The sequence below is a fragment of the Cupriavidus sp. 05L411 genome, assembly GCF_056398045.1.
Genome location: NZ_JBFTOQ010000078.1, coordinates 1 through 18,337 on the forward strand (window position 1 = coordinate 1; position 18,337 = coordinate 18,337).

The following is an 18,337-nucleotide window of genomic DNA, read 5'->3' on the forward strand; positions in this document are numbered from 1 at the left end:
GATCAGGCGGATGCCGGATCAGGCGGATGCCGGCGGGGGCGAAGATGTCCATGGCGTCCATGAAGGCGGAGCCCATGATGCCGAACATGTCGGTGACGCCATTGGCGGCCAGGGTCTCGACAAAGGCTTCCGACGGGGTCATCTCCTGCGGGCCGGTAGTGGCGGGCAGCGCGGTGGTCTTGATGGCTTCAGGCAGGTGTTCGCTCATGGTGTGTCTCCGGTCTGTTTATCAAAACGGAACTAATCGTCCCGAAAAGTGTTGTTGCCAAAAATGTATGGCACATGGAGGCGAAGGTCAATAGGTGAAACCAATAAACGAGATTATTTGTATCTAAAAACGAAACTGCTCTATCATGACTGAAAGGGCGGCGCCCAAAGGAGACCGACGTGATGGATATCGTGACTGGCAAACCGGACAAGATGGTCGCGGCACGCACCCTGTTTGGCATCGACTCCGGCCTGATGGTGCCGGCGTTCAGCGAGCGCGATGACCACGTGCCGGAGATCGATGAGGCCTACCGCTTCAACCCCGAAGTGACGCTGGCGATCCTGGCCGGCTTTACGCGGGACCGCCGCGTGATGGTGCAGGGCCTGCACGGCACCGGTAAATCCACCCATATCGAGCAGGTGGCGGCACGCCTGAACTGGCCTTGCGTGCGTGTGAACCTGGACGGCCATATCAGCCGGCTAGACCTGGTCGGCAAGGACGCCATCGTGGTGCGCGACGGCCGCCAGGTCACCGAGTTCCAGGAAGGCATCGTGCCGTGGGCGTTGCAGCGCCCGGTGGCGCTGATCTTCGACGAGTACGATGCGGGCCGCCCCGATGTGATGTTCGTGATCCAGCGCATGCTGGAGCGCGACGGCAAGTTCACGTTGCTGGACCAGAACCGTGTGATCCATCCGCATCCGGCGTTCCGCATGTTCGCCACCACCAACACCGTGGGGCTTGGCAACCTGAACGGCCTGTACCACGGCACCCAGATGCTGAATCACGCGCAGATGGACCGCTGGAACGTGGTCGCCACGCTCAACTACCTGCCGCGCGCGGAAGAGGCCGGCATCGTGCTGGCCCGCGTGCCGGAGCTGGCGGACGACGCTGGCCGCGCGCTGATCGCTTCGATGGTGAGCGTGGCCGAGCTCACGCGCAAGGGCTTTGCCACGGGGGACCTGTCCACGCTGATGTCGCCGCGCACGGTGATCAGCTGGGCGGAAAACTGCCAGATCTTCCGCGACCCGGCGCTGGCGTTCCGGCTGAGCTTTCTCAATAAATGCGACGACGCCGAACGCCCGATCGTGGGCGAGTATTTCCAGCGCTGTTTTGGCCGGGAAGTGGAAGCCGCGCTCGGCGACGCGTCGCAGCCGTGCTGATGCCGCCGCCCCGGATGGCAAACCGCCGCGGCCAGCAGCGCGAGGCCCTGTGCGCGGCGGTGGTGCGCGCGCTCACAGGCGACCGCGCGCTGCATTATCGTGACGGCCGCCTGTGCCGCGACCTGCGGCCGCTGCCGCTGCATGCGCCGCACCTGCGCACCGACCCGCAGGCGGATGATTTTGCCTGCCTGCGCGGCGCGGCGGATGGGGCGGCACTACGGCTTGCGCATTCGGACCCGGATATGCACAAGCAGTTGTGCCCGGCGGATCCGGTGGAACGGCTGGTGTTCGAGCTGCTGGAACAACTGCGCTGCGAGTCGCAACTCCCAGCCGGCATGCCGGGCGTCGCGCAGAACCTGCGGCACCGCTTTGCGGCCTGGTCCCGCGACTTCCATCGCAGCGGCCTGGCCGAGAGCCACCTTGGCATCCTGCTGTACACCGTGGCGCAGATTGCGTGGTCGYGCCTGTCGGGCTGGCCGGTGCTGGAAGACACCGAAGACCTGATCGAAGCCACGCGCGCGGCCATCGTGCCGGTGCTCGGCGTGCCGCTGGCGGGCCTGCGCCGGCACCGCGCGGAGCAGGGCGCGTTTGCGATCCATGCCCTCGAACTGGCACGGCTGGTGGGCGAGATGCTGCGCGCCACCCGCACGCACGGGATGCAAGCCGATGAGGAAGAGGCCGAAGACAACGAAGCCGTGCGCGTGGCGTTCTCACTGGCGCTCGGGTGCGAGGATGATGAGCTCGAAGCCATGGCCATGGCGGCCACAGGCAACAGCCGCGTGCTGCACGCGTGCGGCCAAGGCTACCGCGCCTACACCACGCGCTACGACCGGGAGATCGCCCCCGGCACGCTGGTGCGCAAGGACCTGCTGGCGGAGTACCGCGAACGCCTCGACCGGCGCATCGCCGAACAAGGCATCAACGTGGCAAGGCTGGCACGCGCGCTGACGGCATCGCTCGCCGTGCCGCAGCGCGATGGCTGGTCCTTTGGCGAGGAAGACGGCCGCATCGATGGCCGGCGCCTCGCGCAGCTGGTCACCTCGCCGGCCGAGCGCCGTCTGTTCCGGCAAGAGCGGCACCGGCTGCAGGCGGACTGCGCGGTGAGCTTTTTGATCGATTGCTCGGGCTCGATGAAAGCGCATATCGAGCAGGTAGCCATGATGGTCGACATCCTCACGCGCGCGCTCGACCAGGCCGGCGTGGCCAGCGAGGTGCTGGGCTTTACCACCGGCGCGTGGAATGGCGGCCGCGCCCGGCTCGACTGGCTGGCCCGCGGCCGGCCCGCGCATCCCGGGCGGCTGAATGAAGCCTGCCACATGGTGTTCAAGGACGCCGCCACGAGCTGGCGGCGTGCCCGCGCCAACATYGCCGCGCTGTTCAAGGCCGACCTGTTCCGCGAAGGCGTGGACGGGGAGGCAGTCGACTGGGCGTGCGCGCGGCTGCTCGCGCGCGCCGAGACCCGCCGCATCCTGATCGTGGTGTCCGACGGCAGCCCGATGGACAGCGCCACGGGGCAAGCCAACGATGCGTTCTACCTGGACAACCACCTGAAGGAAGTGGTGGCGCGCAACGAGACACTGCGCGACGTGGAGGTGCTGGGGCTTGGCGTGGGGCTGGACCTCAGCCCGTACTACCGCCGCTGCCTGGCGCTGGACTTGTCGGTGCCGATGGATATGCCGGTGTTTGGGGAAATTGTGCGGTGGATTGGGGGGCGGCGCTGAGGGGCCCTCTCACCGCTCCCGCCGCTCCCGCCGCTTTGCCCTTCCGGGCGGCTACGGGCAGGCCATCTTCGTCGTACCGGCGCCGGCCTCATCGCCAGGCTGTTTATGCTTACCAAGAAGAGGTACCCCCACGTGCCCTGAGCCGCTTGCCTTCAAAGTGCGCAACGAGAAAGTCGAGGAACGCCCGGACCTTGGCCGACATGTTCAGCCGCTCCGGAAAGACGGCAAATATGTCGGCTGGTGGTAGGGCATAGTCTTCGAGCAGCAAGACCAGGCGGCCACTTCGGAGGTACTTGGCAAGATCCCATTCCGCGCGTTGCAAGATCCCTTGCCCGGCCAAGCCCCACGTCAGCGTCACTTCGCCGTCATTGCTGCTCAGGGCGCCGCGTACCTTTACCGTTTCCGTTTTCTTCCCCTTGGCGAAGCGCCAGATGCCATAGGCGGAGTCGTTCTGGCGCAGCACGATGCATTGATGCTGCGTCAGATCGTGCGGCGTGACCGGCGTGCCGTGGGTTTTCAGATACGAGGGCGCGGCGCAGACCAAACGCCGGTTGTCGGCAATCTTCCGCGCCATCAGGCGTGTGTCCGGGATCTCGCCGAACCGGATCCCTATGTCAAATCCCTCATCGCCCAGGTTCATTGGCCTGTCCGTCAGATGGAGTTGCACCTCCATCTGTGGATATCGCTTGGCGAAATCGGAAATGGCGGGCGCAATGTAGGTTCGCCCGAACCCCAGCGGAGCGTTGACCCTCAGTGTCCCTCGCGGCGCCACATGGCTGCTGGAGATCAGCTGGTCGAGATCCTCGATCTCCGCGAGCAGGCGCCGGGCGTGCTCGAGGTAGACCTCACCCTCGGCGGTCAGGCCGATGCGCCGCGTTGTCCGGTTCAGCAACCGCACCCCAAGCCGCTTCTCCATTTGAGCTAGCCGTTTACTGATGGCTGCGGGGGTGACGTCTTGCTCACGCGCTGCGGCCGACAGGCTGCCCGCCTTGGCCAGGCCGGCGAAGAAAGCAAGTTCCGAAGGCTGTCCCATCTTCAACCTCAAGTTAATATTAGTTTGAAATACAGTTCATCTTACTCCCTCGGTTTTCAACGATAGTTAGGTCACAGAAGGACGCTGGCATACCTGGCGGTGGAAAGCGGCCTTTGGTTTGTGGAAAACAATGAGAGGAGCAACGCGATGCGTGAATACAAGATTGCAGCCATCCCTGGCGATGGCATTGGCCCGGAAGTCATCTCTGCCGGTCTGCAAGTGCTGGAGACCCTGGCGGGGCAAGATGGCGGCTTCAAGCTGAGCGTCGAGCATTTCCCGTGGAGCTCCGACTACTATCTGGAGAAAGGCTACTACATCCCCGAAGGCGGGCTGGAACGCCTGAAGCAGTTCGACGCCATCTTCTTTGGCGCAGTGGGCGCCCTGAACGTGCCGGATCACGTGTCGCTGTGGGGCCTGCGCCTACCGATTGCCCAGGGCTTCGACCAGTACGCCAACGTACGCCCCGCACGCGTACTGCCAGGGGTGAAGAGCCCGCTGGCCAATGGCAAGGACATCGACTGGGTCATCATCCGCGAGAACTCGGAAGGCGAGTATGCCGGCAACGGCGGTCGTACCCACCGCGGCCTGCCCATCGAGACCGGCACGGAAACCGCTGTCTTCACACGCGCCGGTGTCGAGCGGATCCACCGCTTCGCCTTCGAGATCGCGCAGAAGCGCCCCCGCAAACACCTCACCTTGGTGACCAAGTCGAACGCGCAACGCTTCGGCATGGTGATGTGGGACGAGATCTTCTACGAAGTCGCCAAGGACTATCCGGACGTCAAGGTTGACCGCGAACTGGTTGACGCCGTGACCACGCGCATGGTGTTGAAGCCCCATACGCTGGACGTGGTGGTCGCGACCAACCTGCACGCCGACATCCTGTCCGACCTGGCTGCGGCGCTGTCCGGCAGCCTCGGCATCGCACCGACCGCCAACCTGAACCCGGAACGCGTGTTCCCGTCGATGTTCGAACCGATCCACGGCTCCGCTTTCGACATCACGGGCAAGGGCGTGGCGAATCCCATCGCCACCTTCTGGACCGCGGCCATGATGCTCGAGCATCTGGGCGAGAAGCCCGCGGCGGACCGCCTGATGGCAGCCATCGAGCAGATCACCGCCAACGGCGTCTTCACCCCGGATCTGGGCGGCAATGCGACCACCGCGTCCGTCACCGAAGCCATCTGCAAGGTGCTGGCCAATCAGGTCAGGAAGGCGGCCTGAGGCTAAGCAGGAAGCGCGGCTCGCCGCGCCGCAGCAAACAGCTAGCGGGTTAGCACCGGCACAGGTGACCCGCACCGAGTCGGCCCCGGGTGGGCCGGCCAAGAAAGTATTCCATCAGGAGACAGGCATGCAATCCGTGATCCGGACTGCGGTGATAGCGTTCGGCCTCGTGCTCGGCGCTGGCACCGCTTTCGCCCAGGCATATCCCACCAAGCCGATTCGCCTCATCGTCCCATTTCCGCCGGGGGGCACCACGGACGTCCTTGCCCGCACCGTGGGGCAAAAGCTCACGCAGGCGCTGGGCCAGCCCGTCATCATCGAAAACCGGCCAGGCGCCGGTGCCACCATCGGCGCCGACGCCGCGGCAAAGTCCGCGCCAGATGGCTACACGCTGCTCATGGGCGCGGTGCATCACACCATCGCACCGAACGTCTACAAAAAGCTCTCCTACGACGTCCAAAAGGATCTGACACCGGTCTCCGTCGTTGCCATCGTGCCGAACGTGCTCGTCGTCAGCCCAAGCTTCCCGGCCAGGAACGTGCAGGAGCTGGTCGCTTATGCCAAGGCCAACCCGGGAAAGCTGACCTACGCGTCCAATGGCAACGGCACGGCCCATCACCTGATCGGCGAGCAATTCAAGGCACAGACCGGCACCCACATCGTCCACATTCCCTACAAGGGGAGCGCTCCGGCTATCACCGACCTGATGGGTGGCCAGGTGTCGATGATGTTTGACACCGCGTCATCCGCGCTGCCCTACATCAAGGCAGGCAAGCTCAAGCCGCTGGCGGTCGCCACGGCCAGGCGCTCTTCCGCACTGCCGGATGTGCCTACCCTTGCCGAGTCTGGCTTGCCCGGCTTCGACATCGCGTCCTGGTTCGGCATCCTTGCCCCTACCGGCACGCCGCCTGAGATCGTGAACCGGCTTGGCACGGAAATCACCAAGGCCCTGGCACTCCCCGATGTGAAGAAACAATTCGCTGCCATCGGCGCGGAGCCGGTCGGCAACACCCCGGCCCAGATGACGGCCCAGATCAAGGACGAAGTCACCCGCTTCGGCAAGCTCGTCAAAGAGGCGCGCGTAAGCATGGACTGACCAAGCGGCACGGCCGTCGCGAAGACGTCGGCCGCATCCCGTTGATGAAGGCAAGACAGGCAGCGCTGCAAGTGCGTCGCCACAGGAGACATCATGAAAAGGCGACTCATCAGCTCACTGTATGTCCAGGTGCTCATTGCCGTGGCGGCGGGCATCCTGCTGGGCATCTTCATGCCCCATATCGGCAGCGAGCTCAAACCACTTGGGGATATCTTCATCCGCCTCATCAAGATGGTGTTTGCACCCATCATCTTCGCGACGGTCGTGCTCGGCATCGCCAAGATGGAGAGCATGAAGGATCTCGGCAGGGTAGGCTGGCGTGCCTTGCTGTACTTCGAAGTGCTGTCGACGTTTGCGCTGCTGCTCGGCGTCATCGTGGTCAACGTGGTACAGCCCGGTCATGGCATGAACGTCGACCCGGCGACGCTCGACACGAAGAGCATTGCCGCCTATACGGCACAGGTGAAGCACGAAGGCATCATGGACTTCCTGCTGAACCTGGTGCCGATGAGCATCGTCGATGCGCTCGCCAAGAACGACATCCTGCAGATCCTCGTGTTCTCGGTATTCATGGGCGTGGCCCTGGCCCATCTGGGAGAGCGCGGCAAGCCGTTCGTCGCCGCGCTGGACTCGTTCGCCAATGCCATGTTCGCGATCGTCGGCATGATCATGCGTTTCGCGCCGGCTGCCGCGTTCGGCGCCATGTCATTCACGGTGGGCAAGTATGGCTTTGGCTCCATTGCATCGCTTGGCAAGCTGGTCGCCACCATGTATGGGACCTGCGCGCTGTTTGTGCTGATTGTGTTGGGTACGATTTGCCGCATCTGCGGATTTGGCCTGTTCAAATTCCTGAAGTACATCAAGGACGAAATCCTGACCGTGCTGGGAACGAGCTCATCGGAATCCGTCATTCCGCAGTTGATGCGCAAGCTGGAGAACGTCGGCGTGTCGAAGCCCGTCGTCGGGCTGGTGGTGCCGGCGGGCCTCACCTTCAACCCCGATGGCCAGTGCATCTACTACACCATGGCAGCGATCTTTATCGCACAGGCAACCAACACGCCATTGACCCTCACCGACCAGTTCGTCGTGCTCGGTGTGCTGCTGCTGACTTCGAAGGGTTCCGCGGGCATCACCGGCTCGGGCTTCATCACCCTGGCGGCGACGCTCGCGTCGCTGGGGAAGATTCCGGTGGCGGGCATGGTTCTCCTGCTTGGGGTGGACCGCTTCATGTCGGAGGCGCGCGCCATCACCAACACCATCGGCAACGCGGTTGCGACCATGGCGATTGCCAAGTGGGTCGGCGCACTCGACGAGGACCGCGTCCAACGCGTCCTCAATGGCGAAGTCGACCCCGAGGACCTGGAGCAACTCTACGAAGGTGTCGCGCCGGAACCCATCCCGCTGGTGCCGTTGCAGCCGAACTACGCCGCCGACGCCCGCAAGAGCGCTTGACACCAGGACGGAAACAGGTAGCGCATCGTGAAACACCTCACCATTGAAAACCCCCGGGCATTCCTGGCGTCGCTTTTCCGGACTGCCGTATCCGCAGCGGACCCGCAGGACTGCCTGGCGTGCGCATTGCCCGAGCCGCCTGTCGGCCGTACCATCGTCGTCGGGGCCGGCAAGGCCGCCGCCAGCATGGCCCGGGCGCTGGAACAGGCTTGGCCAGGTCCGCTCGCTGGCCTGGTTGTGACGCGGTACGGCCACGCCGCGCCAACCTTGCGCATCGAAGTCGTCGAAGCCGCGCATCCGGTACCCGACGCGGCTGGCCAGCGTGCCGCGGTTCGCATGCTGGACATGGTCTCGGGGCTGTGCCCGGACGATCTGGTCATCTGCCTGATCTCCGGCGGCGGATCCTCGCTGCTCAGCCTTCCGCTGGCCGGCATCACCCTGGAGGAAAAACGTGCCGTCAACCAGGCGCTGCTGGCCAGCGGCGCGACCATCTCGGAGATGAACTGCGTGCGACGGCATCTCTCGGGCATTAAAGGCGGAAGGCTTGCCGCTGCGTGCCATCCGGCTCGCGTCGTGACGCTGTTGATTTCAGACGTACCCGGCGACGACCCGGTCAATATTGCATCCGGGCCAACGGTATGCGACGCGACCACATGCCAGGACGCGCTGGATGTCGTCCGGCGCTACGGGATCCTGCTCCCGGCCAGCGCCGAGCGTCTGCTGGCGTCCGGCAGCGGGGAATCCGTCAAGCCTCGCGATGAACGGCTCGCGCGCAGCGAGGTGCGCATGATCGCGACGCCTGCCATCTCCCTTGCCGCCGCAGCGCGGGCGGCGGCGGCAGCGGGCATCCAGCCTTATGTACTTGGGGATCGTATCGAAGGCGAGGCCGCCGACGTCGGCAAGGTGATGGCCGGCATCGCCTTCCAGGCCGCGCAGGGAACGGAGCCATTCCAGCTTCCGTGCGTGCTCCTGTCAGGGGGGGAGACCACCGTCACAGTCAAAGGCGATGGCCGCGGCGGGCGCAACGTGGAATTCCTGCTTTCCCTGGCCATTGCGCTGGACGGTCACCCGAATGTCTTTGCGCTGGCCGCCGACACGGATGGCGTGGACGGCATCGAAGAGATCGCTGGCGCATACGCCGACCCCACGACACTCGCGCGAGGCTGGCAAAGGGAGATGGTGCCACATGCCTTTCTCGCCAACAACGACGGACACACCTACTTCGAGGCGCTTGGCGACTCCATCGTCACGGGCCCCACGCTTACCAATGTCAACGACTTCCGCGCCTTGCTGATTACCAGCCCGGCCGGGAAAGGATGCTAGATCATGCGCCGCACTCGAAATGCCAAGATTGTCGCCACCGTCGGACCGGCCAGCAGCGATGCTGCAACCCTTCGCCGCCTGTTCATGGCCGGCGCCGACGTTTTCCGGCTGAATTTCAGTCACGGCACGCATGCCGACCACAAGGCACGCCTCAACCTCATCCGGGATCTGGAGACGGAGCTGGGACGGCCAATCGGCATCTTGCTGGACTTGCAAGGGCCAAAGCTGCGCGTGGGGCAGTTCGCGAACGGTCCCGTTACGCTCGTGCAAGGCCAGACGTTCCGGCTTGACATGGACAAGGACCGCCCGGGCGACGCGACCCGGGTTGCGCTGCCTCATCCCGAGATCTTCGCGGCGCTGAAAGCGCAGACGGATCTGTTGCTCGACGATGGGAAGCTCCGCCTCCGGGTAAAGGCATTCGGGCCGGACCATGCCGAGACCGAAGTGATCGACGGTGGGGTGCTGTCCGACCGCAAGGGCGTCAACGTGCCAGGCGTCGTGCTGCCGCTGTCGGCCTTGACCGCGAAGGACCGCGAGGACCTGGACTACGGCTTGTCGCTCGGGGTCGACTGGATCGCCTTGTCTTTTGTCCAGCGCGCGGAAGATATTCGCGAGATCAAGCAGATTGTCGGCAGCCGCGCCAGCATCGTCGCCAAGCTGGAGAAGCCCGCGGCCATCGCCGAGTTGCATGCCATTGTCGCCGAAACCGACGCGGTGATGGTCGCCCGCGGCGATCTTGGCGTCGAAATGCCCGCCGAGCAGGTGCCATCGATCCAGAAGCGCATCGTGCAGGCTTGCCGCAAAGCGGGCAAGCCCGTCATTGTCGCCACGCAGATGCTGGAATCCATGGTGAGCGCGCCGGTTCCGACGCGCGCCGAAGCTTCCGACGTTGCCACCGCCATCTACGATGGCGCGGATGCCGTCATGCTCTCCGCGGAGTCGGCCTCCGGGAAGTACCCCGTCGAAGCCGTGCAGATGATGAACAGCATCATCGTGCAAACGGAGGCGGACCCGTATTACAGGGAGGTCATGGAGGCATCGCAGACCCCGCCGGAGCCGGACATCGCCAACGCCATCGGCAGCGCAATGCGCCGCGTGGCCGGGCTTCTCCACGTAGCCACCACCGTGGCGTACACAAGCTCGGGTTATTCCGCCATGCGCATGTCGCGCGAGCGTCCCGATGCCCCCATCATCGGCATGACCCCGAACTTGCATGCTGCGCGTGCCATGGCACTCGTCTGGGGTGTCCATGCGGTCATCATCCATGAAGTGGAGAGCGTCACCGAGATGACTACCTACGCTTGCGACACAGCCGAGAGCGAAGGCTTTGCCACTTCGGGGCAAGTCATCGTGATCTCCGCGGGCATGCCCTTTGGCACGCCCGGCACGACCAACCTGCTTCGCATCGCAACAGTTGGCCAGCCGGCCGGCTGAAGACCTTGGCGCCCACGACATCAGTATTTGAGGCCCGACCAAGGGTGCTGTGGATTGGGGGCGGTGAGTGGTTACCCCACCGCCGCCGGGCCGCGCGTGCTTGCCTGCGGCCTTTCGTTGCTCGTCAGCCTAGCCAGCCCTTGATGGTTGCCGCCATGACGTTGGCCGAGATGCCGTAGCGATCATGCAGCGTAGGCAGTGCGCCAGCGTCAAGAAACGCGTCCGGCAGGCCAATCTGCCGGAATGGCACGCTGACGCCCGCGCGCATCAACGCTGCCGCCACGCCTTCGCCAAGACCACCGATCACCGTGTGGTTCTCGGCGACGATGACGAGCCGGCCGGAGCGCCTTGCCTCGCGCACGATGGTCTCGGTGTCCAGGGGCTTGATCGTCGGCACGTGCAGCACAGCCGCGCCGATGCGATCCGCCTCCAGCGCCTTGGCCACTTCGAGCGCACGCATGGTCATGATGCCCGACGAGATCACGAGTACCTCCGCGCCGTCGCGCAGCAGCTTTGCCTTGCCAAGCTCAAAGCGATAGTCGTATTCGTCCAGCACCACGGGCACGTTGCCGCGCAGCAGCCGCGCATAGACTGGGCCGCGATGGGCCGCGATGGCCGGCACCATCTGCTCGATGTCCAGCGCGTCGCACGGGTCGATGACGGTCATGTTCGGCATCGCGCGCATCAACGCCAGGTCCTCGGCGGCCTGATGGCTTGGCCCGTAGCCTGTCGTCAGGCCGGGCAGCGCGCACACGATCTTCACATCCAGGTTGTCTTCGGCGATGGCCTGGTGCATGAAGTCATAGGCGCGGCGTGTGGCAAAGACCGCGTACGTGGTGACAAAGGGTTGCGCCCCCTCGTGCGCCAGGCCGGCGGCTGCGCCCATCAGCAGCTGCTCGGCCATGCCCATCTGGTAGTAACGCTCGGGGAACGCCTTGGCAAAGAGATGCAGGTCGGTGTATTTGCCGAGGTCGGCCGTCATGCCGATCACGTTGGGCTTGTTGCGGGCCAGTTCCACCAGCGCATGTCCGAACGGGGCAGGGCGCGTCGCCTGGCCTTCTCCGGCAATCGAGGCGATCATCGCCGACGTCTTCAGTCTCGGCTTGGTCAAGGTTGCGTTGCTCATGCTTGTCTCCCGGCTTCCAGTGCTTCCAGCGCGAGCTGCCACTCGTGGGCGTCGACGCGGATAAAGTGGTTCTTCTCGCGTTGCTCCAGGAAAGGAACGCCGCAGCCCATGCGTGTATCGCAAACAATGATGCGAGGCTGCGCGCCCGGATGCGACCGCGCCGCATCGAACGCCGCCGCCACCGCCGCGATATCGTTGCCATCCACGCGCTGCGTGAACCAGCCGAACGCCTCCAGCTTTTCCACCAGCGGCTCGAACGCCATGATCTGCGTCGATGGCCCGTCGGCCTGCTGGTTGTTGACGTCGACAATCGCGATCAGGTTGTCCAGCTTCCAGTGGCTGGCCGACATGATCCCTTCCCAGATCGCGCCTTCATCCAGTTCGCCATCGGAGAACAGCGTATAGACAAAGGCATCGGAGCCCTTGCGCTTGAGGCCCAGGCAGCGGCCAACGGCAATCGTCAGGCCTTGTCCCAGCGAACCGCCGGACATCTCCATGCCAGGCGTGTAGCTTGCCATGCCTGACATCGGCAGGCGGCTATCGTCGCTGCCATACGTCTCCAGCTCGTCCGCAGGCAGGATGCCTGCTTCGAACAACGCGGCATACAAGGCAATGGCGTAGTGCCCGTTGGACAGGAGGAAGCGATCTCGCCCCTCCCACTCGGGATCTTCCGGACGGTACTTCATGGCGCCGAAGTACGCGACGGCCAGGACGTCTGCAATGTCGAGTGCTTGCCCGATATAGCCCTGGCCCTGCACTTCGCCCATCAACAGGGCATTCCTGCGGATGCGATAGGCGCGCTCTGGCAATGGCACGGACGCGTCGGATGAGGATGAATGCATGTTCGTCTCCTGCGTGTATCTGATGGTCAAGGGAATGGGAAATCTCAGCGGTTGACTGCCTTCGCCGGGACAAGGAAGACAAGCAATGCGCCGAGCACGATGGCAACCGAGATGAAGATCAGGCCGGCCGTCGATTTCCCGGTCAGATCGTTGAGCCAGCCGACGATGGCCGGGGAAAAGAACCCTGCGAGGTTGGCAACGCAGTTGACAGCGGCGATCCCGGCCGCTGCCGACATGCCACCCAGCAAAGCGGTGGGCAACGCCCAGAACTGCGACGACGACGTCAGGATGCCCGCCGCCGCGATGCTCAGGCAGACGAGCGACGCGCCGACGCCACCAAGCAGAGGAAGCGTCGCAAAGCCCGCCGCCGCCACCAGCATCGGGATCGCCAGGTGCAGGCGCCGCTCGCGGTGGTGGTCCGCGCTCATGCCGACCAGTGGCAACGCAACAATCGCGCACAGGTATGGCAGGGCGGTGAGGATGCCTACCCACAAGGGATCGGCGACGCCAGCCTTCCGGACGATGGTCGGCAACCAGAACGTCAGGCCATACTGTCCGAGCACGACGCAGAAGTAGATGGCCGCCATCAGCCAGAGCCGGCGATCGGCGATGAACGCGCGAATCGACACGTGCGAGACCTTCTGGGCGTTGTCGCCAGCGACGTTGCGCGCAAGCAGCGCCTTCTCCGCTTCGGTGAGCCACTTCGCACTCTGGATGCCGTTGTCCAGGTAGAGCAGGATGGCAATGCCGAGAATGAGCGATGGCAGCGCCTCCAGCATGAACAGCCACTTCCACCCGGCCAGGTCCAGCGCGCCGTGGAACGCGTGCATGATGTAGCCGGAAAGCGGCCCGCCCACGATGCCCGCCAGCGGAATCGCCATGAAGAACATCGATAGCGCTTTGGCCCGTCGTTCCGATGGGAACCAATAGGTCATGTAAAGGATGACACCCGGCGCGAATCCGGCCTCCGCCACGCCGAGCAGGAAACGCAACACGTAGAAGGAAGTGGGGCTGCTGACAAACGCGAAGCTCGCCGAGATGACAGCCCATGTCAGCATGATGCGCGCGAGCCAGTTGCGCGCACCCACCTTGTGCAGGATCACGTTGCTCGGGACTTCGAAGAGGAAATAGCCAAGAAAGAAGATGCCGGCGCCGAGGCCATAGATCGTTTCGCTGAAGCGCAGGTCATTGAGCATCTGCAGCTTGGCGAATCCCACGTTGACCCGGTCCAGATAGGCGCCAAGGTAGCAAAGCATCAGGAACGGTATCAGGCGCCGTACCACTTTTGCGTAGGTTCTGGATTCAAAGGTGGCGGCATCCGCGTGCGCCATCACATCGCCCGCAACGGGCGAAGCGTATTTGGTTTTCATGTTGTCTCCTGCCATGCGCCCCGGGTTCGCCCGGGTGCGCGGATTGTTTCGCCAGCCAAAGGCGGTCGTCGAGGACGATCAGTGAATCAGCATCCCGCCATTGACGTCGAGCGTGATGCCCGTCAGGTAAGCGGACAGGTCGCTGATCAGGAACAGGCAAGCATTGGCCACGTCGGCGGCGTCACCCAGGCGGCCCAGCGGAATCCCCTTGATGATGTCGGCCCGCATTTCCGCGGTGAGCTTGTCGCCGGTGATGTCCGTCTGGATCAGGCCGGGCGTGATGGAGTTGATGCGGATGTTGTCGCCACCGAATTCGCGGGCCATGGCACGTGCAAGGCCAAGTACGCCCGCTTTGGCCGCGCTGTAGTGCGGCCCCCCGAAGATGCCGCCGCCACGCTGCGCGGAGACCGACGACATGCAAACGATGCTGCCGCGCCTTTGCTCCTTCATTTGCGGGAGGACGGCCTGCGACATGTAGAGCGTGCCGCGCAGGTTCACATCGACCACGGCGTCGAAATTGGCGGGCTGGATGTCCAGTGTCCGTACCGGCTGCGTAATCCCCGCGTTATTGACCAGGCCATCGATCCGGCCGTATTTTTCCAGGGTGGCGCGTGCTGCCAGATGGCAGGCCTCGCGGTCGGTCACATCGCATGCGATGCCAAGATGACCTGCGCCCAGTTCCAGCGCTGCGCGCTCAGCGTCAGCCTGCCGCAGGTCCAGGACCACCACCTTGGCGCCCTGCGCGGCAAGGGCGCTTGCCGTTGCCCTGCCGATGCCGCGGGGGGAGGCGGCGCCGGTTACGATCACAACTTTGTTCTCGAGCATCATCTTTGTCTCCTGGCTGTTGAAATGATGATTCGAGTGTCGTGCCTCGGGCAGCGCCGATCAATGCAGTCCATCTCAGCTATTGCTGAGAAATTTTCAGTTGAGGGATTGGATTCCGGGAGGCGAGGCTATTGTGCATCGCGCAATAGAGAAGACCGCCGACTACCTATGACGCGGCTGGGCTACTTCAATTCCCGGTCGATCCAGTCGAGAAAGCGCTGTACCCGGGGCAGATCCGCGTTCTGCGACGGGCAGACGATGTGATGGCCCCCCACCTCAACGGCATACGTCTGGTCAAAGACCGGCACCAGCGTTCCCTTGCCGATATGGACCGACGCGAGCAGCATGCTTTCCAGCGCCACGCCAATGCCCAGTGCCGCGGTCTCCAGCGACATGTAAGAGCGGTCAAAGGAAAAGTCGAACGCCTGGTGCTCGCCGCCGGACACGCCAAACCTGGCAAACCATTGCTGCCATTGGACAAGTGGTGTCTCTGAGAAGACCAGGCGCTGGCCCAGCAGGTCAGCCGGCGTGCGTATGGGGTGTTTGGCAAGATACTCGGGGGAGGCAAGGGGCGCGATGAACTCGTTGCGCAATGTCTTGACCTGCAAGTCCCGCCAGTGCGCATAGCCGTAGCGGATATCGACGTCGTAGTAGCCGCTTGTGAAGGAGACATCCTCGTAGGAGCAGGCGATATTCAGCTGGATGTCGCCGTTGTCGGCCTGGAAGGACTTCAATCGCGGCAGCAGCCACATCAGGCCGAAGCTTGGGCTCGAATGCACCCTGAGGATGTCGACTTCCGCCTGGCTCGATGCGCGCTCGGTGGCGCGGTTCAGTTCCGCAAGCGATCCCGTGACGTCGCGCAGGTATTGCTCTCCGACCGGCGTCAGCGTCAGCCCTCGCCCCTGCCGGAAGAATAGCGGCTGGCCGATGATGGTCTCGAGGTTGGCAATCTGATGGCTCACCGCTGACGCGGTCAGGCCCAGTTCCTCGGATGCCCGGCTAACGCTCTTTGTTCTCGCGACACTCTCGAACGCGATGATCGACTTCAGCGGCGGAATGCGCATGTTCGGCTCTCGGGCAACGGCAGCAGTACGCATGGGCGGGCGTGGCTGGCGGTAAAGTACCGAAGCTGGTGTGGTGTCATCTGCGCTGTCCCGACCGGCAAGCAGGTGCCGATGCTGGTATCGATGACGTAGTGTAAGCGGGGCCCAATTCCAGCGTCAATTTGGCAGCCGGCACCCGGAGGGGCGTTTCAGAGCCGGTAGCCATGCGAGGGCGATGCGTGATGCGCCAGGCAAAACGCAAAAACGGCTTAGAGATCAAAGTTCTCTAAGCCGTTGGTTTGCTACTTGTGTCAGGTGGTGCGGCTGGCAGGATTCGAACCCACGACCCCTTGGTTCGTAGCCAAGTACTCTATCCAACTGAGCTACAGCCGCACGCGAGGGCAGGACTATATCGCACCTGGCGAAAAATACAAGGGGGTACGCAGATAAAAGTTAGGGGCCGTCCCTGACTGGCGGGCTAAGTCACCAGATCAACCAGCCCCGGCAGCATCAAATACCCGCCGATCATGACCAGCACCCCAAACGCAATCCGCTGCGTTGCCACCGCCGAAAGCGGCGGCGGAAAACGCCGGGCCGCCATCGTGGTCAATGCCACAACCGGCACGGCAAGTGCTGCCTGTATCCAGATGTCGGCACTGAGCTGCCCTTGCCACGCACTGAACAAGGTGCGCGTCACGGAGGTCGCGGTGAACACAAGAATCAGCGCGCAGCGGATCTCCACCAGCGACAGCGGCTGGCGATAGAACTGGAAGATCAGCGGTGGCCCGGACACGCCAAACATGCCGCTGAGCAAGCCGCCAAGGATGCCGCTGACAAAGAAGCTGCGGTTGCCGGAGCGCCGTGGCAGCGGCGCAGGGCGCAGCGCGGCGCTAACGCCGCCGTACAGCACCACCGCGCCCAGCAGCCATTGCAGGATGCCGGCGGCGGCGCTGCTCAGGTAGTCGAGGATCAGCACGCCGGCCACCACGGAGGGCAGAATGCCGAGCGTGGCCGCGCCTACCGCGCGCCAGTCGACGTGATGCAGCTTGCCGGGCAGCGCCACGGCGCTGTTGGCCAGCGTCACCAGGCTCACCAGCGTGGCAACGGTCGCCACCGGCGCGAGGTCCAGCCCGCTGGTCGCGCCCATCACGATCATGCCCAGGCCAAAGCCGGTCACCGTCTGGAAGTAGCTTGCCGCGCCCATCAGCGCGAGCAGCGGCAGCAGGTGGTTTGCGGTCATGGCTGGCATGCGGCCATCGGGGCTTCCGGCTGGGCTTGCGCCTGCACCGCGGTGACGGCGATCACGTAGAACACATCGTCGGCGCTGCAGCCGCGCGACAGATCGTTGGCTGGCCTTTGCAGCCCTTGCAGCAAGGGCCCGATTGCCTTGGCGCCGCCCACGCGCTCGGCCAGCTTGTAGCCGATATTGCCGGCCTCCAGGCTGGGAAAGACCAGCACATTGGCGCGGCCTTCCACCTTGGAGTGATCGATCTTCTTCCTGGCGATCTCGGCAACGATGGCGGCATCGAGCTGCACGTCGCCATCGATGGCCAGCGCCGGGCGCTGCACCTGCACCAGGCGCGTGGCTTGCACCACTTTGTCGACCGCGGCATGCCGGGCGCTGCCGCTGGTGGAGAACGACAGCATGGCGACGCGCGGGGCATCCATCAGCAGGTTTTGCGCGCTGTCGGCCGCGGCCATGGCGATCTCGGCCAGCTCAAAGGCGTCGGGATCCACCACCAGCCCGCAATCGGAGAAAATCAGGCCGCCCTTCAATGCATGGAACGGCTCGCACAGCATCATCAGGAAGAAGCTCGATACCAGCTTGAACGCCGGGTGAATGCCGATGACCTGGATGGCGGTGCGCACCACGTCGGCGGTGGTGTGCACCGCGCCGGCCACCGAGCCGTCCGCATGGCCCAGGCGCACCATCAGGTTGGCGAAGCACAGGGGCTTGAGCACTTCGCGCCTGGCGTCTTCCAGCGTCATGCCTTTTTTCGCGCGCAGGGCGAACAGCTTCTGCGCGAGGGATGGCGTGAGCGCGGAGGTGGCGGGGTCGATCACGTCCATGCCGGCCAGGTCGATGTCCTCGCTGGCGGCCGCCTGGCGGATGCGCGCCGCGTCGCCCACCAGCACGATGCGCGCGATGCCCTCATGGGCCGCGCGTTGCGCGGCCTGCAGGATGCGCGGGTCTTCGGCCTCGCACAGCACGATGCGCCTGGGTTCGGCGCGGGCGCGCTCGATGATGCGGTTGATCGCTTTCATGATGGGGTCGCTCAGAATGGAAAATGGCCGGAAGCAGCGGGCGCTGCCTCCGGCCACCGGCCAAGCGCCCGCTAACTCACTGGCTCAAACGTAGTCCTTGTACTTATCGAGCATGCGCACGGGCTTGGCCAGCGCATCGCGGCGGAACGGGTCGCCGAGCTCACGGGTGCACATGATCTCGATGATGGTGGTCTTGCCGTGGTGCATCTGCAGGT

The 18,337-nt window shown here is 64.4% G+C and carries 15 protein-coding genes, 1 tRNA gene and 1 pseudogene; 7 read left to right on the top strand and 10 right to left on the bottom strand.

Annotated features, from left to right (window positions below):
- Positions 1 to 208, bottom strand: a pseudogene (locus AC1DQR_RS38510) (sulfoacetaldehyde acetyltransferase); the annotation flags it as partial.
- A 182-nt stretch (positions 209 to 390) separates the two neighbouring features.
- Here AC1DQR_RS38510 and AC1DQR_RS38515 point away from each other — a divergent pair.
- Together AC1DQR_RS38515 and AC1DQR_RS38520 are read left to right on the top strand one after the other, a co-directional pair.
- Positions 391 to 1,368, top strand: a complete 978-nt coding sequence (locus AC1DQR_RS38515) for an AAA family ATPase (protein ID WP_416050735.1) — start codon at positions 391 to 393, stop codon at positions 1,366 to 1,368.
- A gap of 14 nt (positions 1,369 to 1,382) precedes the next feature.
- Positions 1,383 to 3,089: a cobaltochelatase CobT-related protein gene (locus AC1DQR_RS38520; protein ID WP_477134964.1), complete on the top strand. Its 1,707-nt coding sequence runs from the start codon at positions 1,383 to 1,385 to the stop codon at positions 3,087 to 3,089.
- A 109-nt stretch (positions 3,090 to 3,198) separates the two neighbouring features.
- Here AC1DQR_RS38520 and AC1DQR_RS38525 read toward each other — a convergent pair whose 3' ends face one another.
- Positions 3,199 to 4,122, bottom strand: a complete 924-nt coding sequence (locus tag AC1DQR_RS38525; RefSeq protein WP_416050733.1) for a LysR substrate-binding domain-containing protein — start codon at positions 4,120 to 4,122, stop codon at positions 3,199 to 3,201.
- Positions 4,123 to 4,269: 147 nt separating this feature from the next.
- On the opposite strand from AC1DQR_RS38525, the gene AC1DQR_RS38530 reads away from it, so the two are divergent.
- From AC1DQR_RS38530 to pyk, 5 genes are all read left to right on the top strand, one after another.
- Complete coding sequence (locus AC1DQR_RS38530) at positions 4,270 to 5,346, top strand: tartrate dehydrogenase (protein ID WP_416050732.1); 1,077 nt, start codon at positions 4,270 to 4,272, stop codon at positions 5,344 to 5,346.
- A gap of 127 nt (positions 5,347 to 5,473) precedes the next feature.
- Complete coding sequence (locus tag AC1DQR_RS38535; RefSeq protein ID WP_477134965.1) at positions 5,474 to 6,442, top strand: tripartite tricarboxylate transporter substrate binding protein; 969 nt, start codon at positions 5,474 to 5,476, stop codon at positions 6,440 to 6,442.
- Positions 6,443 to 6,535: 93 nt separating this feature from the next.
- Positions 6,536 to 7,894 (top strand): dicarboxylate/amino acid:cation symporter, encoded by a 1,359-nt coding sequence (locus AC1DQR_RS38540; protein ID WP_416050730.1) that lies wholly within the window; start codon positions 6,536 to 6,538, stop codon positions 7,892 to 7,894.
- A 27-nt stretch (positions 7,895 to 7,921) separates the two neighbouring features.
- A complete protein-coding gene (locus AC1DQR_RS38545; protein ID WP_416050729.1) occupies positions 7,922 to 9,217 on the top strand; it encodes a glycerate kinase type-2 family protein in 1,296 nt (431 codons plus the stop codon).
- A 3-nt stretch (positions 9,218 to 9,220) separates the two neighbouring features.
- Positions 9,221 to 10,651, top strand: a complete 1,431-nt coding sequence (gene pyk, locus AC1DQR_RS38550) for a pyruvate kinase (protein WP_477134966.1) — start codon at positions 9,221 to 9,223, stop codon at positions 10,649 to 10,651.
- A 124-nt stretch (positions 10,652 to 10,775) separates the two neighbouring features.
- Here pyk and AC1DQR_RS38555 read toward each other — a convergent pair whose 3' ends face one another.
- From AC1DQR_RS38555 to pta, 8 genes are all read right to left on the bottom strand, one after another.
- Positions 10,776 to 11,777, bottom strand: coding sequence for a transketolase family protein (locus AC1DQR_RS38555; protein WP_416050727.1), 1,002 nt, complete (start codon positions 11,775 to 11,777; stop codon positions 10,776 to 10,778).
- Positions 11,774 to 12,619, bottom strand: a complete 846-nt coding sequence (locus AC1DQR_RS38560; RefSeq protein ID WP_416050726.1) for a transketolase — start codon at positions 12,617 to 12,619, stop codon at positions 11,774 to 11,776. Before AC1DQR_RS38560 ends, AC1DQR_RS38555 begins: the two co-directional genes overlap by 4 nt.
- Before the next feature lie 44 nt (positions 12,620 to 12,663).
- Positions 12,664 to 13,989 (bottom strand): MFS transporter, encoded by a 1,326-nt coding sequence (locus tag AC1DQR_RS38565; protein WP_416050725.1) that lies wholly within the window; start codon positions 13,987 to 13,989, stop codon positions 12,664 to 12,666.
- A gap of 78 nt (positions 13,990 to 14,067) precedes the next feature.
- A complete protein-coding gene (locus AC1DQR_RS38570; protein ID WP_416050724.1) occupies positions 14,068 to 14,817 on the bottom strand; it encodes an SDR family NAD(P)-dependent oxidoreductase in 750 nt (249 codons plus the stop codon).
- A gap of 179 nt (positions 14,818 to 14,996) precedes the next feature.
- A complete protein-coding gene (locus AC1DQR_RS38575) occupies positions 14,997 to 15,878 on the bottom strand; it encodes a LysR substrate-binding domain-containing protein (RefSeq protein WP_416050723.1) in 882 nt (293 codons plus the stop codon).
- A gap of 295 nt (positions 15,879 to 16,173) precedes the next feature.
- Positions 16,174 to 16,250: transfer RNA gene (locus AC1DQR_RS38580), tRNA-Arg, on the bottom strand.
- An 85-nt stretch (positions 16,251 to 16,335) separates the two neighbouring features.
- A complete protein-coding gene (locus AC1DQR_RS38585; protein WP_477134967.1) occupies positions 16,336 to 17,097 on the bottom strand; it encodes a sulfite exporter TauE/SafE family protein in 762 nt (253 codons plus the stop codon).
- The gene (gene pta, locus AC1DQR_RS38590) at positions 17,094 to 18,122 is read right to left on the bottom strand and encodes a phosphate acetyltransferase (protein ID WP_477134968.1); all 1,029 of its coding nucleotides are present in this window, start codon (positions 18,120 to 18,122) and stop codon (positions 17,094 to 17,096) included. The genes AC1DQR_RS38585 and pta overlap by 4 nt, the downstream gene beginning before the upstream one ends.
- Positions 18,123 to 18,337 lie beyond the last annotated feature (215 nt).